The sequence below is a fragment of the Bacteroidota bacterium genome (assembly GCA_026391695.1).
GTDB lineage: Bacteria > Bacteroidota > Bacteroidia > Bacteroidales > JAGONC01 > JAPLDP01.
In genome coordinates, this window is the sequence record JAPLDP010000071.1 from 99,523 (window position 1) to 116,447 (window position 16,925).

Annotated in this window: 10 protein-coding genes; 3 read left to right on the forward strand and 7 right to left on the reverse strand. The window is 38.2% G+C overall.

Going from position 1 to position 16,925, the window contains the following annotated elements:
* Positions 1-425: 425 nt before the first annotated feature.
* On the forward strand, positions 426-4,955 hold the full coding sequence (locus NT175_10320; protein ID MCX6235096.1) for a hypothetical protein: 4,530 nt from the start codon (positions 426-428) through the stop codon (positions 4,953-4,955).
* Between the two features lie 445 nt (positions 4,956-5,400).
* On the opposite strand, the gene NT175_10325 is transcribed toward NT175_10320, so the two are convergent.
* Positions 5,401-5,883, reverse strand: a complete 483-nt coding sequence (locus NT175_10325; GenBank protein MCX6235097.1) for a DUF4440 domain-containing protein — start codon at positions 5,881-5,883, stop codon at positions 5,401-5,403.
* 346 nt (positions 5,884-6,229) lie between these two features.
* On the opposite strand from NT175_10325, the gene NT175_10330 reads away from it, so the two are divergent.
* Positions 6,230-6,979 (forward strand): DUF3800 domain-containing protein, encoded by a 750-nt coding sequence (locus tag NT175_10330; protein MCX6235098.1) that lies wholly within the window; start codon positions 6,230-6,232, stop codon positions 6,977-6,979.
* A gap of 714 nt (positions 6,980-7,693) precedes the next feature.
* Here NT175_10330 and NT175_10335 read toward each other — a convergent pair.
* From NT175_10335 to NT175_10350, 4 genes are all read right to left on the reverse strand, one after another.
* Positions 7,694-8,602, reverse strand: a complete 909-nt coding sequence (locus NT175_10335; protein MCX6235099.1) for a nuclear transport factor 2 family protein — start codon at positions 8,600-8,602, stop codon at positions 7,694-7,696.
* A 208-nt stretch (positions 8,603-8,810) separates the two neighbouring features.
* Positions 8,811-10,376 carry a Fic family protein gene (locus NT175_10340; GenBank protein MCX6235100.1) on the reverse strand — a complete coding sequence of 522 codons (1,566 nt, stop codon included), beginning with the start codon at positions 10,374-10,376 and terminating at the stop codon, positions 8,811-8,813.
* Positions 10,377-10,546: 170 nt separating this feature from the next.
* Complete coding sequence (locus NT175_10345) at positions 10,547-11,473, reverse strand: Abi family protein (GenBank protein MCX6235101.1); 927 nt, start codon at positions 11,471-11,473, stop codon at positions 10,547-10,549.
* 174 nt (positions 11,474-11,647) lie between these two features.
* Positions 11,648-11,938 carry a restriction endonuclease subunit S gene (locus tag NT175_10350; protein ID MCX6235102.1) on the reverse strand — a complete coding sequence of 97 codons (291 nt, stop codon included), beginning with the start codon at positions 11,936-11,938 and terminating at the stop codon, positions 11,648-11,650.
* A gap of 467 nt (positions 11,939-12,405) precedes the next feature.
* Between NT175_10350 and NT175_10355 the strand changes: the two genes are divergently transcribed.
* Complete coding sequence (locus NT175_10355) at positions 12,406-14,388, forward strand: tetratricopeptide repeat protein (GenBank protein MCX6235103.1); 1,983 nt, start codon at positions 12,406-12,408, stop codon at positions 14,386-14,388.
* 79 nt (positions 14,389-14,467) lie between these two features.
* Here the strand turns inward: NT175_10355 and NT175_10360 are convergent, their stop codons facing one another.
* Together NT175_10360 and NT175_10365 are read right to left on the reverse strand one after the other, a co-directional pair.
* The gene (locus NT175_10360) at positions 14,468-15,664 is read right to left on the reverse strand and encodes an AAA family ATPase (GenBank protein MCX6235104.1); all 1,197 of its coding nucleotides are present in this window, start codon (positions 15,662-15,664) and stop codon (positions 14,468-14,470) included.
* 672 nt (positions 15,665-16,336) lie between these two features.
* Positions 16,337-16,702, reverse strand: coding sequence for a hypothetical protein (locus NT175_10365; protein ID MCX6235105.1), 366 nt, complete (start codon positions 16,700-16,702; stop codon positions 16,337-16,339).
* Positions 16,703-16,925 lie beyond the last annotated feature (223 nt).

The window sequence follows — 16,925 nt, forward strand, 5'->3', positions numbered from 1 at the left end:
AGGATTTTGGTTATATTTTTACACTACTGTCCGGATAAAAAGGGAGGAACATGCCAGTAGCCTTATCAATATTGTGTCCCGATGGGACTTAAATAAATCAGGGGTGTTTATTATTCTACCGATATTTTGTCCCTATCGGGACTGTCCCGTAGGGACAAGATATTGGTAGAAAGTAAATTACAAAATAGCATTAAGTCCCGTAGGGACGAAATTGAATTTTAACCGGACAATAGTGATATTTTTATTATATAATGTTAAAATCTTTAAGACATGAAAAGGATTATACTTTTGGCAATGATGTCATAGGTATTAATTTGTTGAATATTTAAGAATAGCAAACAACAGCTGCGTTATTCCCTCCCAAATGTATGGGTAAATAAATAGTTGCGTTATACATACGTAGTAACCAATAAACTCACCCAATAATGAAAAAAGTTATACCAGTAATCTTTATTGTCCTTGTATCAATAGTTATTTCATTTGGACAAGCCCCTCAAGCCATTAAATACCAAGCCATTGCAAGAGATAATGCTGGCAATCCCATTGTTAACCAAGATATCTGCTTACGTATCAGTCTGCTCAAGGGCAGTACTGACGGTACAGTCGTTTACTGTGAAACACAAAACCCGCCTTCCAATTTTTTAGGTCTGATCAATTTAGAGATTGGAAAAGGCAAGGTCTTATCAGGCATGTTTACTGCTATTGACTGGAAAAATGGTCCGTTCTTCCTGAAAATAGAGATGGACATCACAGGGGGATCAAACTATCAACTGATAGGGACATCGGAGTTGTTATCTGTTCCCTATGCACTTTATGCAGAACAGAGCGGTGATAATGGTAACAGGAAACAATTATGGTCAGAGAATGGGGATCATATTTACAATTCGAATAATGGAATGGTCGGAATAGGAACAATGAATCCTTCTACCATGCTGCATGTCAATGGTGTGATAACAGCGACTGGAGGAAATTCTGGTCAATGGAACACTGCATACGGCTGGGGCAACCATGCCATAGCAGGTTACATGACAAGCTACACCGAGACCGACCCGGTATTTATCGCACATCCTGCAAATGGAATAACAAGCGGTAACATTGCCAATTGGAATATAGCATACGGCTGGGGCAACCATGCCATAGCAGGTTACATGACAAGCTACACCGAAACCGACCCGGTATTTTTCGCACATCCTGCAAATGGAATAACAAGCGGTAACATTACCAGTTGGAACACAGCTTACGGCTGGGGCAACCATGCAACCGCCGGGTACCTGAAGAATTTCACAGAAACTGATCCCAAGGTGGGTACAATTACATTAAACCGCGTTCCTAAATGGAACGGAACTGCATTAACCTCAAGTTCCATCATTGAAACCGAAGTTGGGCAAATAGGAATTGGAACAAACCTGCCTGCCGAAAAGCTGGATGTAGATGGAAAAATACGGACAAGCCAGGCATTTAATGTAAATGGTTCAAATGGCATTAATGATACAACTGAGCAAATAACAAACTTTGATTTTGTCAATGATAAACTAAAGTACAGAACATATATTATTAAAGGAGGGATTGTAACATATAAAAGTGTAGAATCTATTTGGTTAGATACAATAGGCGAACCTATATTAGAATTTACTACCTGTGGGGATCTTCTTTACGACCAGAGAGACGGCCATCGTTATTCAACTGTATTAATTGACACGCAATGCTGGATGGCTGAAAATATGAATGTAGGCATGATGATAAACAGCACCGCAGGCGGATATCAGCAAACCGATAATGGGATTATTGAAAAGTACTGTTACAACAACAATGTCGCCAATTGTGCTATTTACGGAGGTTTATATGAATGGCCTGAGGTGGTGCAGTATGTTACAACGCAGGGTGCGCAGGGCATTTGCCCTGATGGATGGCATGTTCCTACGGACGGGGAATGGACAATTTCGACAAACTATTTAGGAGGGGAAAGCGTTGCAGGTGGAAAGATGAAGTCCACAGGTACCATCGAGGCAGGTACAGGTCATTGGTATTCACCTAATACAGGTGCAACCAACGAAAGCGGTTTTATAGGTCTTCCGGAGGGCTTCCGCAGCTTCAGCAATGGTACCTTCAGCTTCCTTGGCAGCTACGGTTTCTTCTGGTCTTCATCGCAGAACGATACCTACGACGCGTGGCTCCGGCTCCTGCATTACAACCTCGCCGACGTCTCCCGGTACTTCGACAACAATGGGTACGGGTTACCTGTCCGCTGCCTCAAGGGCTGCTCACCACAACCCTCACAATCAGATGCCGGGCTTGACCAATTAAATATTCCGGGAACCTCTACTAATCTAGCAGGAAATACGCCTGAATATGGCACAGGACTATGGAATATTACCAATGGAACGGGTGGGACTATTACTGATCCAACCAACCCAACAACTTCTTTTTATGGTTTAGCGAATAATTCATATACACTTAAATGGACAATCTCTAACGACTGCGGTTCAAACTCAGATGATGTGGTTATTAGTTTCTCTTCTTCAGGTTTCACTTGTGAACAACAATTAGTAGATGCTAGAGACGGGCAAAGTTATAACACAGTACAGATTGGCACGCAATGCTGGATGGCTGAAAATATGAATGTAGGCATGATGATAAACAGCACCGCAAGCGGATATCAGCAAACCGATAATGGGATCATTGAAAAGTACTGTTATAACAACGAGGAGGACAGTTGTGATATTTACGGTGGTTTGTATGAAGGGCCTGAGGCGGTGCAATATATAACAACAGAAGGAGCACAGGGCATTTGCCCTGATGGATGGCATGTTCCTACGGACGGGGAATGGACAATTTTGACAAACTATTTAGGAGGGGAAAGCGTTGCAGGTGGAAAGATGAAGTCCACAGGTACCATCGAGGCCGGTACAGGTCTTTGGTATTCACCTAATACAGGTGCAACCAACGAAAACGGTTTTACAGTTCTACCGGCGGGCCAACGCTACTACTTCAGTGGTAACTTCGGCCACCTTGGCTACTACAGTTACTTCTGGGCTTCATCTTTTTTTTATGGCTACGCGTGGTACCGGGGTCTGAACTGCGGTGTCGCCGATGTGCAACGGTACTTCACCCAAATGGGGTACGGGTTCTCTGTCCGCTGCCTCAAGGACGACTGCTCACCACAACCCTCACAATCAGATGCCGGGCTTGACCAATTGAATCTTCCTGGAACTACTACAAATCTTGCAGGAAATACGCCTGAATATGGCACGGGACTATGGAATATTACCAATGGAACAGGTGGGACTATAACTGATCCAACCAATCCAACAAGTTCGTTTTCCGGTTTACCTGACAATTCTTATACACTCAGTTGGACGATTTCAAATAACTGTGGTTCAAACTACGATGATGTGGTAATTAGTTTCTCTTCTTTAAGTTTCACTTGTGGACAACAATTAGTAGATGCTAGAGACGGGCAAAGTTATAACACAGTACAGATTGGTACACAATGTTGGATGGCTGAAAATATGAATGTAGGAACTCGAATTGATGTGAATATTAATCAAACAGATAATCAGGTGATAGAGAAATATTGCCAGGGAAACTTGGAATCATATTGCGACATATATGGAGGTTTATACCAATGGCATGAGATGATGCAGTATATGATAACAGAAGGCGCACAAGGTATCTGTCCGACGGATTGGCACATACCCACGGATAATGAATGGAAGATATTGGAAGGTACTGTTGATAGCCAGTACCCCGTGGGAGATACTGAATGGGATAATGGTGGATTGCGTGGTTTGGATGCAGGTGGCAACTTAAAGGAAATCGGAACAACCCACTGGGATTCGCCTAACATAGGTGCAACCAACGAAAGCGGTTTTACAGCTCTTCCGGCGGGAGAGAGTGCTGGATACTTTGGAAACCTTGGCCACAGCGGTTACTTCTGGACTTCGTCGCAGTACGCTACAAACTACACATGGGCCCGGGCCCTGTACAACAATTACGCCGGCGTGGATCGGTTCGGCAACTACGAGGAGACGTTCGGGTTTTCTGTCCGCTGCCTCAAGGACGACTGCTCACCACAACCCTCACAATCAGATGCCGGGCTTGACCAATTGAATCTTCCTGGAACTACTACAAATCTTGCAGGAAATACGCCTGAATATGGCACAGGACTATGGGATATTACCAATGGAACGGGTGGGACTATAACTGATCCAACCAATCCAACAAGTCCGTTTTCCGGTTTACCTGACAATTCTTATACACTCAGTTGGACGATTTCAAATAACTGTGGTTCAAACTACGATGATATGGTAATTAGTTTCTCTTCTTCAGGTTTCACTTGTGGACAACAATTAGTAGATGATAGAGACGGACAAAATTATAATACAGTACAGATTGGTACACAATGCTGGATGGCTGAAAATATGAATGTTGGCACGAAGATAAACAGCACCGCAAACGGATTTCAGCAAACCGACAATGGGATCATTGAAAAGTACTGTTATAACAACGATATCGCCAATTGTGCTATTTACGGAGGTCTATATGAATGGCCTGAGGCGATGCAGTATGTTACAACGCAGGGTGCGCAGGGCATTTGCCCTGATGGATGGCATGTTCCTACGGACGGGGAATGGACAATTTTGACAAACTATTTAGGAGAAAGCGTTGCAGGTGGAAAGATGAAGTCCACAGGTACCATCGAAGCCGGTACAGGTCTTTGGTATGAACCTAATGAAGGTGCGACCAACGAGAGTGGGTTTACAGGTCTTCCGGCGGGCTCTCGCTGTGATGTTAACTTCTTCGAACTTGACTACGACGGTTACTTCTGGTCTTCATTTCAGTACGGTACGCCCTACGCGTTTGCCCTGCGCCTGTACTACAATTACGCCGTCATGGATATGTTCGGCAACGCCGAGGACTCCGGGTTCTCTATCCGCTGCCTCAAGGATGATTGATTACCTAATTCAGTAAATATATTATTTCTGGTATTGCTCTTACTGGAGACTATATTATATTATTCTCATCAAAATAGCAATAAAAAGCGTTCTGGGTAACCAAATCAGCCATTTCAATTCTTCATTGCCATATACTGTGATAATACAAGAATTCGTAGTGAAAGGTATCTGAACTCCACTTATGACAGATAATGCATCAATTACTTGTATAGCACATCACAGAGGGCATTATTATGGCAGAGGATAACCACAGCGTTGTAGATGAAAGTCAGATGACTTTTTGGATGATCACAAAAATAAGGAGGCTTATGAATTTATAGACTTTACTAAGGGATATTCAAATTTCAGAAAATAAAAGTAACTTTATGTCATTAATGATTATAAATACCACCTTATATATTGATCCTTATTTGTCCAGATTTACCAGTGACCGTTCAGAACAGCATCAATCCTCAGCATCATCTTCATCTTCATATACCGTCATATCTCCCAGGCAAAGCCACTTGCCGCCTTCTTTGACATAAAACTCAACGTACTTTCCCTGCCTCTCTACCCGTTTTTTTTGATCCCCCATCGTATAGGTCACCGCAAGTTGAAAATAATAATGGACAACAGCAGCATTTTCCGTCACAACGATCCGTGCAGGATTTATCACATACTCCCTGTACTGTGGAATATCCTTCATTGACTGAAACCATTGTATGGTGGCTGCTTTGTTACTGGGTAATGGTGCCTCGGTGCTCCATCCCTGGTACTTTTCATGGAGGGTAGCTGTAGCAGCTTCAATGTTCCCGGTTTTCCAGTTCATCCAGCTGTTATCGATAACCTGCCAGATCTCTTTTTGTTCTTTCGTCCATTCCTGGGCGAAAACGGTGGTTGCAATCATTGCAATAATAGCAACCAATGCTAATTTGAATAGTGTTTTCATAGCATTGTTTTAATTAGGTTAATACTTGAAGTTATTGAAAAGGAAACAAATATAGTGAAATATTTAATGAAAGTCAAAATATAATTTACATGAAGGATTGTATGCAGGGCTACAGGCTTTAAACCTCAAAGATTGACGAACAGAGGTATAATACTCCCCAAAATTCAGACCACTGGTTAAGTTGAAAAAACAATTAAATTTACCAGTGTTATGAAAAAAAGCAGAAGAAAATTTACAGCAGCCTTTAAGGCGCAGACGAACTGATTTATAATATTGAAAAACGATTGAACCAGAATGTGACAGAAGAAGAACTCTTTATCATTCAATGGCAGTTAAAATGACAATTATGAAAGAATTAATAAACATATACTGTGATGAAAGCTGTCATCTTCAAAATGATGGTGAAAATGTTATGGCATTAGGAGCTATATGGTGCCCGGAAGCTAAAAAATCTGAGATATTTTATCGCATTAAAGAGCTTAAGGAAAAACACAAGCTTATTCCAAAGAAAATTAATGATCCCAATAGCAACAGGTCCGCTTATGAAATTAAATGGAATAAAGTTTCAGCTGCTAAAATCGAATTTTTTAAGGAGCTTATTGATTTTTTCTTTACTGACGATGATTTACATTTCAGAGTTTTAATAGTACCAGATAAGAAAGGATTGAATTATGAAGGCTTTGGGCATACACATGATACATTTTATTACAAAATGTATTTTGATATGTTGAAAATAATTCTTAATCCTGAATATAGCCACAATATTTACATTGACATAAAAGATACGCGAAGCCGTGAAAAAGTACACAAGTTGGAAGAGGTATTAAGAAATAATCGCTATGATTTTTCAAAGGAAATTATCAGGAAAGTTCAACAGGTTCGATCACACGAAGTAGAGTTGATTCAATTAGCTGACCTTTTTACAGGAGCGGTTTCTTACGTTCATAGAGGACTTATTTCAAGCAAAACAAAACTCAAATTAATTGAGCATATTAAACACAGATCCCATTACTCATTATTGAAATCGACCTTAGTAAAAGAGTCAAAGTTCAACATTTTTGTTTGGCGTTCCTCAAAATTCAAAAATAGCTTATGAGTCAAACTGTTACACTTATTTTTCCGGGGTTGATATATCTTGAAACGTATGGTGGTGACTTTTCAGTTTATTTTAATGCTGTTTATAAGATTTTTGAAAAAGACTTCATAAAAAGAAATCTCCTTTTGACTGCCTACTACATTGTGGAAAAACACAGAATTAGAAAGCTTATAAAAGAGTATGAAGCCTTTAAAAAAGCCGAAACCGCTCAGGGTCACTGAACGGTATCTTTACTCCTTCAACACTTACTTCTTTGCAGAATGGTTGCTGAGCTGGTGCGAAGGTACAACCTTTATGATTAAAATACAAATTAATTAAGGTTTTTTTAATATAAGACGTGAAAAATCATTAAATCTGTAAGTCAATGACACAAATCGAGAAGCAATCCCTTAACTCAATGAACATAACAGAATACCAGCTGCACAAGCTGAGTGCCAAACAAATATATATATTCATGGTCAGGTTTCCAAATCATCAAACACTATACTCAATAAATGCCTGTTTTTACCCTACCGTTATCCACTTATATGCATCTACCCTAGAAAATAATACCTGAGATCAACTTTTACTGAATGAAGTATAATTTGCCTTGAGGGTATCCTAATTATGGCATATAGGAGGATGACAGATGTAAACATTAAACGAAAAGTGGATTGATTTAGAAATAAATTTAAGATTTGTCCAGATTGGGCAGAAAATATACAATTTTATAACTTATTTGATCTCCAGGTCGCTGGTTAGTATGCCAATCAGGTTGTTGTTTTTGTCATACAACGGAATGGAGTAAGTGGTCATCACTACACCCCCTCCTCCGGCATCGTAATAAGGATTACTCCAGCAAGGCGCTTTGGTTTTTACCGGTTCTGCATACCATTCACTTACAGTATAGTCATAATTTTCGGGTAGCTCGACCTGTTTGAACTCGTTGCCGGAGCGATAAATGTAAGGTGCTACCTCATGTTTCTTTCCTTCCACTTCAGTTGGAGCAAAGGCAAGTGTTGCGCCATAAATAACGGGGTTCTTTTTGAGAAATTCAGTCAGAATGAGTGGTATCTCTGATGGTGTCAGCGTTTTCCCACCAATATTCTTTGCCAGTTCAGTCAATCCTTGTTCCACCTGAACTTTTTGGGCATCATCCGGCATATTCAAATATGATTCGTGATAATGAACAACTTTCCATCCTGACGGTTCACGCTGCCAGATCCATGTTTCGACGAGAAACTCATCATTCTTTTTATCATCCAGGGTAACATAATTCCCTTTTAAAACAGCAATCCAGGCAGCCGCATCAGGCGAGAACACTAAAACCTGGTGTTTCAACTCTTCGATTTTCTGACCCTTGAGATTGTTGTAGATATCCCTGAACATGGATATAAGATCAGATTTTGAATAGGCCATCCCTCCCGACATGAATAAAGATGTGCTGTCATCACTGAGCCATTGGAATGTGGAATCAGTATTTGCCTTTTCGACGTAAATGAGGATTTTTGCCATAAGCTGGCTAATGGTATCGTGAATTGCCTGCTTCTCCGGATCGCCAAACTGACGGTGCTCTTTACAACTGTTCATAAATGCAATACTGATCATAATGATCAGTATAAAAGAAATAAATTGCTTCTTCATACTTTTGTTGATTAAGGATTTAACAAATTCACTGAGTTTGCAGATAAATTTATGAAATTTCTCTGAGTAGAGAAGGGATATATACGAACATAATGCACCTTTTTAGAATTGAGATTTGTAAATTCATGATTATCTTTGAGTTAAATTAATACTTGTTTTTGGTATTTCTCAGGAATGAGGGGTCACTATCGACCGGAATATACATTAATTACAATTCAAAATAAACACTATATTGTTTTTCTATATTTTTAATTTCTGCATCGGTCAAGTCTTTGAATTCTATCTCTCTGGCTCTTGTCGATAAAATTCCATTATTTTGTTCTAAAAAACGAACTAATGATGCAACTACTTTGTCGGGCATTTCAAAATCATTTTCCAAATACTGCTTAAATTCATCGTATTTAGTTAAATAAGAAACTTCATTGGGTATGATATTTTGTATGGTATCAGCTACACAGTCATATAAAAACTCCGCTTGCAGGGTTGCATCAAAGTATTTATAATAATCTATCGTGTCGTTCAATACTTCTACATTATGGTCTGGGGTTTCCTTCCAATTAATAAAGTCCAATAGCGGTTGTGAATAAGACTCTAATACTTTTCTGTAGTTATCTATATGGTCAAGAATAGAAGCAGAAACAGGAAATATAATCCCTTGTTGTGAAAATTGTTTTTTTGCTAATACATGATGTATCAAATAACGATGAATACGGCCGTTACCATCTTCAAAAGGGTGTATAAACACAAAACCGAAGGCAATGATAGTTGCAGCCAGTACTGCATCTACTTTACTTTTTAACAGCAATTCATTGGTGTTTAGCAAACCTTCTATCAATTGTTCAACATCTTGCCATTTTGCGGAAATATGACTGGGGAGCGGTTCTCCTGTAGTTCGGTCATAATCGCCCACGAAGCCGCCTTTTTTACGAAAACCCATCTCTGAAAATCTTGCATTTTCTATTACGATTTGCTGTAAACGAAGTAATTCTTCTTTGGTTAACTCATTTGTACCAGCTTGACCTATGGCTTTACCCCAACGTGCTGCACGTTGGTTTTTGGGGTTTTCCCCTTCTATTGTAAATGATGCTTTGGAATCTTTAAGTAATAGAAATGCTGATGTCCGTTGCAAAATATCCTTGTGTACGCCTTGCAAATAGTAGTTTTTTTGCTCGGCAAAATTGGCTGTAATATATAATTCTAACTTTGGTGTTTTGCGTATCAAGGGACAGAAATTATGCGTACCCGGTAAATTATTAATAATTAAATGACGGGGAGATTTAATCCCCTTAATAGTATATTGAAGTTTGTCATCTAATAAAGGGATATAACTCTTTTTAAGCAAATCTTCTTTATCTGGCAGGATTCTTCCCGTAATCCATTCAATTAAAAACCATATTTTCCGTGAATATTGACCTGTTGGTTCAATATTAACCAATCCGGTTAATTGATCCACAGTATAATGTTTTGTTAAAAAGCTGAATACCAGCAAGTTTACGCCTTCATATTTAAGTGCAAAAACCAGGTGTTTGTATAAGGCTTCTATTTCTGCCTGCTGTGCATTATCTTCCGGTAAATAGCTTATCGGAAATACATTCCACTCTGCGGTCTGGTATTTTTTGTTTTGATTACAAACCAATGCAATGAGTGCAGGCATAGGGACCTCCAGGTTCAGCCCGTTAATGATTGCAGCATAACCAACAATATAACCATTCTCCGGTAAGGTTCTGCCATGAAAAACGAGTGCATTATGAGAAAAATGAGCGCTATTAGTCATATTAAATAAAATTTGAGCGCAAGTTATAATAAAAACAGGTGCAAAAGAATAAAAATAGGCGCAAATAGTTATTTTATATTAAAAACGGGCGCAATCATAAATTCATCATTCATTACACAAACATTTTTACAATAGCTCCTTTTTATATTGTTCGGGTTGCCTTGACTTACTTATTGCCAGATGGGTTCGTTCTGCCAATTATTTAAAAAGCCCAATTTGTATATTGGAATAGCAGGATTGGCATGAAAAAGGTTGATGATTTTGCTCTTTATTTGATGATTAGGGGATATCTGATTACAGAGGTAAACCATACATGAAATAATTAAAAAAGGCTTTTTTGATTGCACGGGAATAAGCGGATTGGCAAACCATAATCCTATAGGATTATTAATTTGTTCTGTTGGCCTTTTAACCATATTTCTGCTCCACAACCTTGAATGATGGGCAATTATATTTCTTATATAAGTAATTGCTTCTAGCCAACTGGAAAACTCACTGTGTGAATTTAATCCCATCTCATTTGCAATAATTGATTTTTCTGGCAGTTGGTGTTTTAAGTTTTTATATAGCTTTGATAGCGTTCCCATTGATGCTACTTCTAAAATCTTCCATGCATCTGCATCCAAGTTTGGATAACGGCTGCGTTGGTCTTTGATAAAAATTTCCTGGCTTCTGTTAAAATCCAGTTTAAGTTCATCCAATGTATTTTGATGAATGGTTTTTATAACATTGTTAATTGTAATTGTTGTTGGTTCAAAGAAAGCAGGATTTATATACCACAGACCTCCATAACTGATAGATAAATGGTAGATCATTTTAGTTCTCAGGGCAATTCCAATGAGTTCAATTGCATCAAATAAAATCAGACGTAAATCCCTGTCAAAATTGTACCGATCAATAATATCTTCGAAACAGGTATTTGGTTTAAAAGTATGCAGGGAAAAGTCTGATTGCATATCCCACCAATAGCCTTTAAGCCGATAGTAACTGATATTTTTAAGGAAATGGGCTGCCTGTGTTTCATCTCTGAAAAGCAAGCCCCTCGTTTTGAGCAGTTTTATTTGGTTAGCAATGGTGTATGCGACTTTATTTGCCATAGCTATATAAAAAAAATGACCCGTCTGCAGTTCTTATGGGATGCAAAACGGGTACTGTTGGTGCAAAAGTAATACATTTTCTATCGTTATCAACATTTATATTAAATTTTTTTCTTAAGAGCTTTACTAACATATTCACTTACAACTCTATAAAAACATATCATAAGGCATCGATTAACAAAACATTTTTTGCAGTAATCCTTTTTTGTATTGTTCGGTTTGTTGTATCTGGGTTTGGGTAAGGTTTATTTTTTCATCTATGGCAGAAAGAAAATTGGCAATTTTGGTTTGTTCGGGAAGTGATGGGAAAGAAATTTCTAATTCATTCAATGATTCCTGATTAATATTAGTGTTAGCACTTGTGGTACTTGAAGAAATCAAGTTTTCTCTAAATTGTTTAGTTGAAAAACAATATTTTTTAATATTTAAATCTAATCTAATTTTCTCATCACGAAATCTAATCAAAAACCCACTATAAACTATATTTGATGATTTTTTGAGATGCCAAACAAATATATATATTCCTGATCAGATTTCCAAATCATAAAGCAATGTACTCGGTAAATGCCTGTTTTACCATACCCGTTACCCTATTTTATACATTTTCTTTCAAAAGTGGTACCAGATGTCAACTTTTACTAAATGATGCATAATTTGGCTTGAGGGTATCCTAATGAGCGTATAATGGAAGATGACAGATTAAAAGTCCCACTCCATTTCTGGTAAATTATCAAGATGTATCATCTCCTGTTACATGACTTTGTGATGGGAAAGAACAGTATACATTGTGCCGCAATGGTGGTGCAATTAGCGAAAACCCATATAACAATCACTACAATAGCCTAAAAACAGTCAATTACGTTTTTTGCTTGAAAATTCTTTCAATCCTCCTATAAATGATACCTTTGAACCACAAATGAATCTCAGGTAAAATGATCATTATACATAAGGTCGGTGAATTTATCGGAGAACTTTTTCCACGCTACAAAGCATCTGGTTATAATGAAGATGTCTTGAAGGAGGAGTTGACGCAGTATTACACATACAGGGTATACCGCCCCATCGTTGACATAAAAGACGGTTTTGTGACTATCAATATTGATACTCAAAGGATTGAAAATGAGGTTGAAGAATACAAAGCTGTTGTGAGGTTATGCGAACAAGGGCAATACGGGAAAGCAAAACCACGATTACAATCATTAATTAAACAAAATCCATCAAACTCTGAATATCATCGCATTCTGGGACAGATATATTCGGATGAAGGGGATCAGGAAATTGCAATTGATGCTCTGATTGATGCTCTGCGTTGGAACCCGAAAAACATTTATGCCCTGACTATGATGGGTAACATCATTGCCAAGTTTAAAAATGACATCGATACAGCGATGAAGTATTTCAATCAGGTCATCGAGTTGAACCCAGAAGATCACATCGCAATTAATAATTTGGGAGCAAATCTATTGCAGCAGGGTAAGATTGAACAAGCAAAAGGATATTTTGAAAAAGCCTTGAAGATCAATCCAGATTATGCCAATACTCATTATGCTCTTGCTCTAATTGCTGAAATGCAGGGTAATGGTTCGGAAGCATTTCAGAAATCGTTGTTGGCATTAAAAAGATGCTCTGCGAAAGATACGTTATACAAACAAGCCTATAACCTTGCAATTACAACTGCTAAAAATATCATCGATTCGGATATAGGGATGAAAATTTTAAGATCATTCCTGCACAAACTGGAGTTTGAGGGTGATCGAAAGATCGAGGTAATTGAGGATGATTCTCTTTCAACCATCGCAAAGATAGAACTGGCTGAGAACTATAACCGAGAAAACCATGTTATCCGTTATAAGCCCAATTACCCGGCAAAAGAACATTTGATGATGCATGAGCTGGTGCATATTCAGTTTGTCATCGAAGCACGAAAAGAGAATCTGAACCAAGCCTTTGTCACCATCCAGAAACACAAGAATGATTTTATCACCGCCCATCAAGCATGGATCAAGCGGATGGTCAAGATAGGTATGACAGAGGAATCGGTATCGAAAGTTATCGTTGACCTGTTCGTGGGGTTAAATCGCCAGATTTACAATGTTCCAATTGATCTTTTCATTGAGGATTTCCTGTTCAATCTCTATCCTGATCTCCGACCTTATCAGTTTTTATCTCTATTCAACATCATCCGAGAGGGAATCGAAGCTACAACTTCAAAGAACATTGTCGCGCTGATGCCCAAGGATGTCCTTAAGAGCTCTAAAATTTACAACATCATCGGGGCGTTGCAGTACAAAGACCTTTATGGGATCGATCTCATCAAAGAATTTCAAGCAGAACCCAATGAACTGAAAACGGCTCAAACCCTATACAACGAATATTTTGAGTACAAAGATGACCGTGGAGCTGGAGAAGAATACAAACTTATCCAGAACTGGGCGAATGATCTTCAACTTGGAGGTAATTTTGAGTTAATTTGTGAGCATGAACTTCATAAAAAGCATGCAGATATTGATACTTTAATTGAGAGTATTGAAAAAGACCCTTATGGTTTAGAGGGTGATCAGACTATTAAACAAAAGAATCAGGAAAAATTCGACAAATCTCAAGCTCAGATTGGTATCAACATGGCTATAGTGTGGTACATGGTAGATGCCCTGAAGTATTTCCAGAATATGCCCAAAGAAGAAATCAAGAAGATCGCTTACGAGATTGCACTGACTGGTACCCAAGGCATCAAACCTGACCAGCAAGGTTACAAGATCGGTGGTATTCCCGATAAATTGTTTTCAGGATACCATCTGCTCGCCTATTATTATACCAGTTGGTCACTTACCGCACCTGAGGTGGTGGATTCGCTGAATTTGCCTTACAAGGACGAATATGAGCTGGCAAAAAAGATATATAAACCATCAATGTGATGAATGTGTAAATTCTGCTTCATTCTAACCCCTCATTATTGTACAACCTGACTCCTTTTGTTATGTTTTGAGATAAAAATCAATATAAAAAACCTAATAGCCACAAAGGAATCCTGTTATGGTGCCCGATTTCAATGTCATCCACGAATACAAAAGAATTATCAAAACCCCTGACTTGCCGGGTATCTTTGTTTTTACCTCCAATTTCAATGACGAATTTATTATCCACCAGGAAATCGGCCTGTTCGTGCAGAAATACCTCATGATTTGCAGATAGCTGGTTTAAGGCAAATGTTTCCCTCAGGTTCCCGGTATTCACTATTTCAGGGTTTAGCGCATAAAACAAGTTCGGGTTATCAAGAAATATTTTATCGGGTTTTTGCAACCGGCTGATGTACCTTTCAGGTTGATTAACAAGTTTTATCAATCTTGCTTTTTCGAGATATTGAAAATAATGCAAAACTGTTTGCCGGTGTAAATCTGTTTTCTGGCTGATTTTTGAAATATTGGGTTTAAATGGGACCGATGCAGCAATCACTTTTAATAGTGTCAACATTTTTCTACTCTGGGCGATATCGAAATTCTCGATAAACCTTAAATCGGTCTCCGTAACAGTCCGGATGATTTGTTCAAGTGTCGTAAAATAATCCCGGTCCGGTTCCAGAAAATACGGGTAAAATCCGCTTCTCAGGTAAGATGAAAAATGCTTTAAAACCGGAATTTTTTTGACGATCGCGAAAGCTGTTTCCACATGATCCCGGAAAATTTCAATTAACGGATATGCCGGTAATGAAATGACATCTGCCATTAGCAGATATTCCCTGAAAGAGAGTCCGGTCATTTCGTACATTAATGCCCTGCGGCTTAAATCGGATTCCTGTTTTGTCAACTCAATGATTGAAGACCCGGAGAAAACCAATTTCAACTCCGGAATGGAATCATAAATATTCTTCAATTCTCTGGCCCATCCGGAGTATTTATGGACTTCATCCATATATAGATATTCCCCTCCATTTTTCCTGAAAGCATCAGCCAGATCATAGATATGATGATCTGCGAAATAAAGATCGTCAAGACGGACATATAGAATTTCATGCCCCTCTTTGCTAAATTGTTGTAATTTTTGAAGCAACAAGGTAGTTTTCCCTATACCCCTGGCGCCAATGATGCCGTTCATCCGCCAATCCCAGTTGATCTTTCCAATCACATCACGTTGATACGGATAGTGAACAGACTGAATACTTTTATTTGATTTTTCAAGAAGCTTTTCCATCATCTATCAAAGTATTGAAAACAATTCTTGCTTTATTGGTGATTAGATTCACCAAAGATAAACTTATTTTGGTGGTTCTGTTCACCATTTAAAGAATAACTTGTTTTATATTTTGGCTATCAATGTTTTAAACAGGCTCTATTTTTTTCAATATTAGCCGTCAAAACAGGGAGTCATACGGAGGTGGTCTCATTCATTAAGTACTAAACAAATATAGGTATTCCTGATCAGATCTACAAATCACTAGCCAATGTACACGATAAATGCCTGTTATTAAACGAGACAAGCAAGGTTATAAAATAGGGTTAATATCGCACAAATCATTCTCAGGATACCATCTTTTGGCTTTTTATTATGTCAGTTGGACAATTGTGGAGCCAGAACAACTCGATATGTTGAGTATACCATATAAGGATGAATATGAGCTGGCAAAAAAGATATATAAACCCTCGACGTGATGAAAATGTAAATTCTGCTTCATTCTCATCTCCTTAATTGTACAACCTGATCCCTGGTATTAGCATACTGACCCCTTTTGTTATGCTTTGAGATAAAAATCTGATTATCAAGCTGAGGTATTACGGAAGAGTCAATAATGCCAGCATATACAGGTGGTACACTTTCCGTTGGAATGATGGTGCAGTTTGTTCCGGAATATTCAGTCTGTGCGTTGGCTTAAATATTCTCATCCAATCCCATTTCTCTAAGGGCTGTTTTGGTTTCCTCTTTTTTCTGCTCCCCGCTGAATCCTTCCTCTTCCACTTCAAATTTAACGGTGATCTTCAAATTAGGATTAGAAGAGAACTTTGCCAATACTCTGGTATAAAATACATTCCATTTCTTGGTGTCAATTTGACCACTCCAACTAATTTTTGTATTACCCACGGATGATGGTGGAGTAGGCGTATCCGTTACAGATGGCTTGGTTTCATCTTTTTTCTGAACATTTACTGTTGATGAGGTAAAAATGCCATTTGAGGCTGCTGTTATTTTATAAACTCCTTCTGTTTCCTCAACTGTTAAAACACCTAGATCGGTCATTGTACCGCTACTAGTTTTCCATATAACCGAATCAATATTAATTTCATCGTTGTATTGATCATAACCTTTTACAATAAACGAACATTAGTGATGCGTTAACTTATTAGTTTTATTTGTAATTTATTGATATATATTTAATTATAAGCGTTCTTTGATTTTTTGATTTGATTTGTGCGATAGCTTTGTGAAAAATCACAAGGTTATGAATAACGGGAAGTATGTT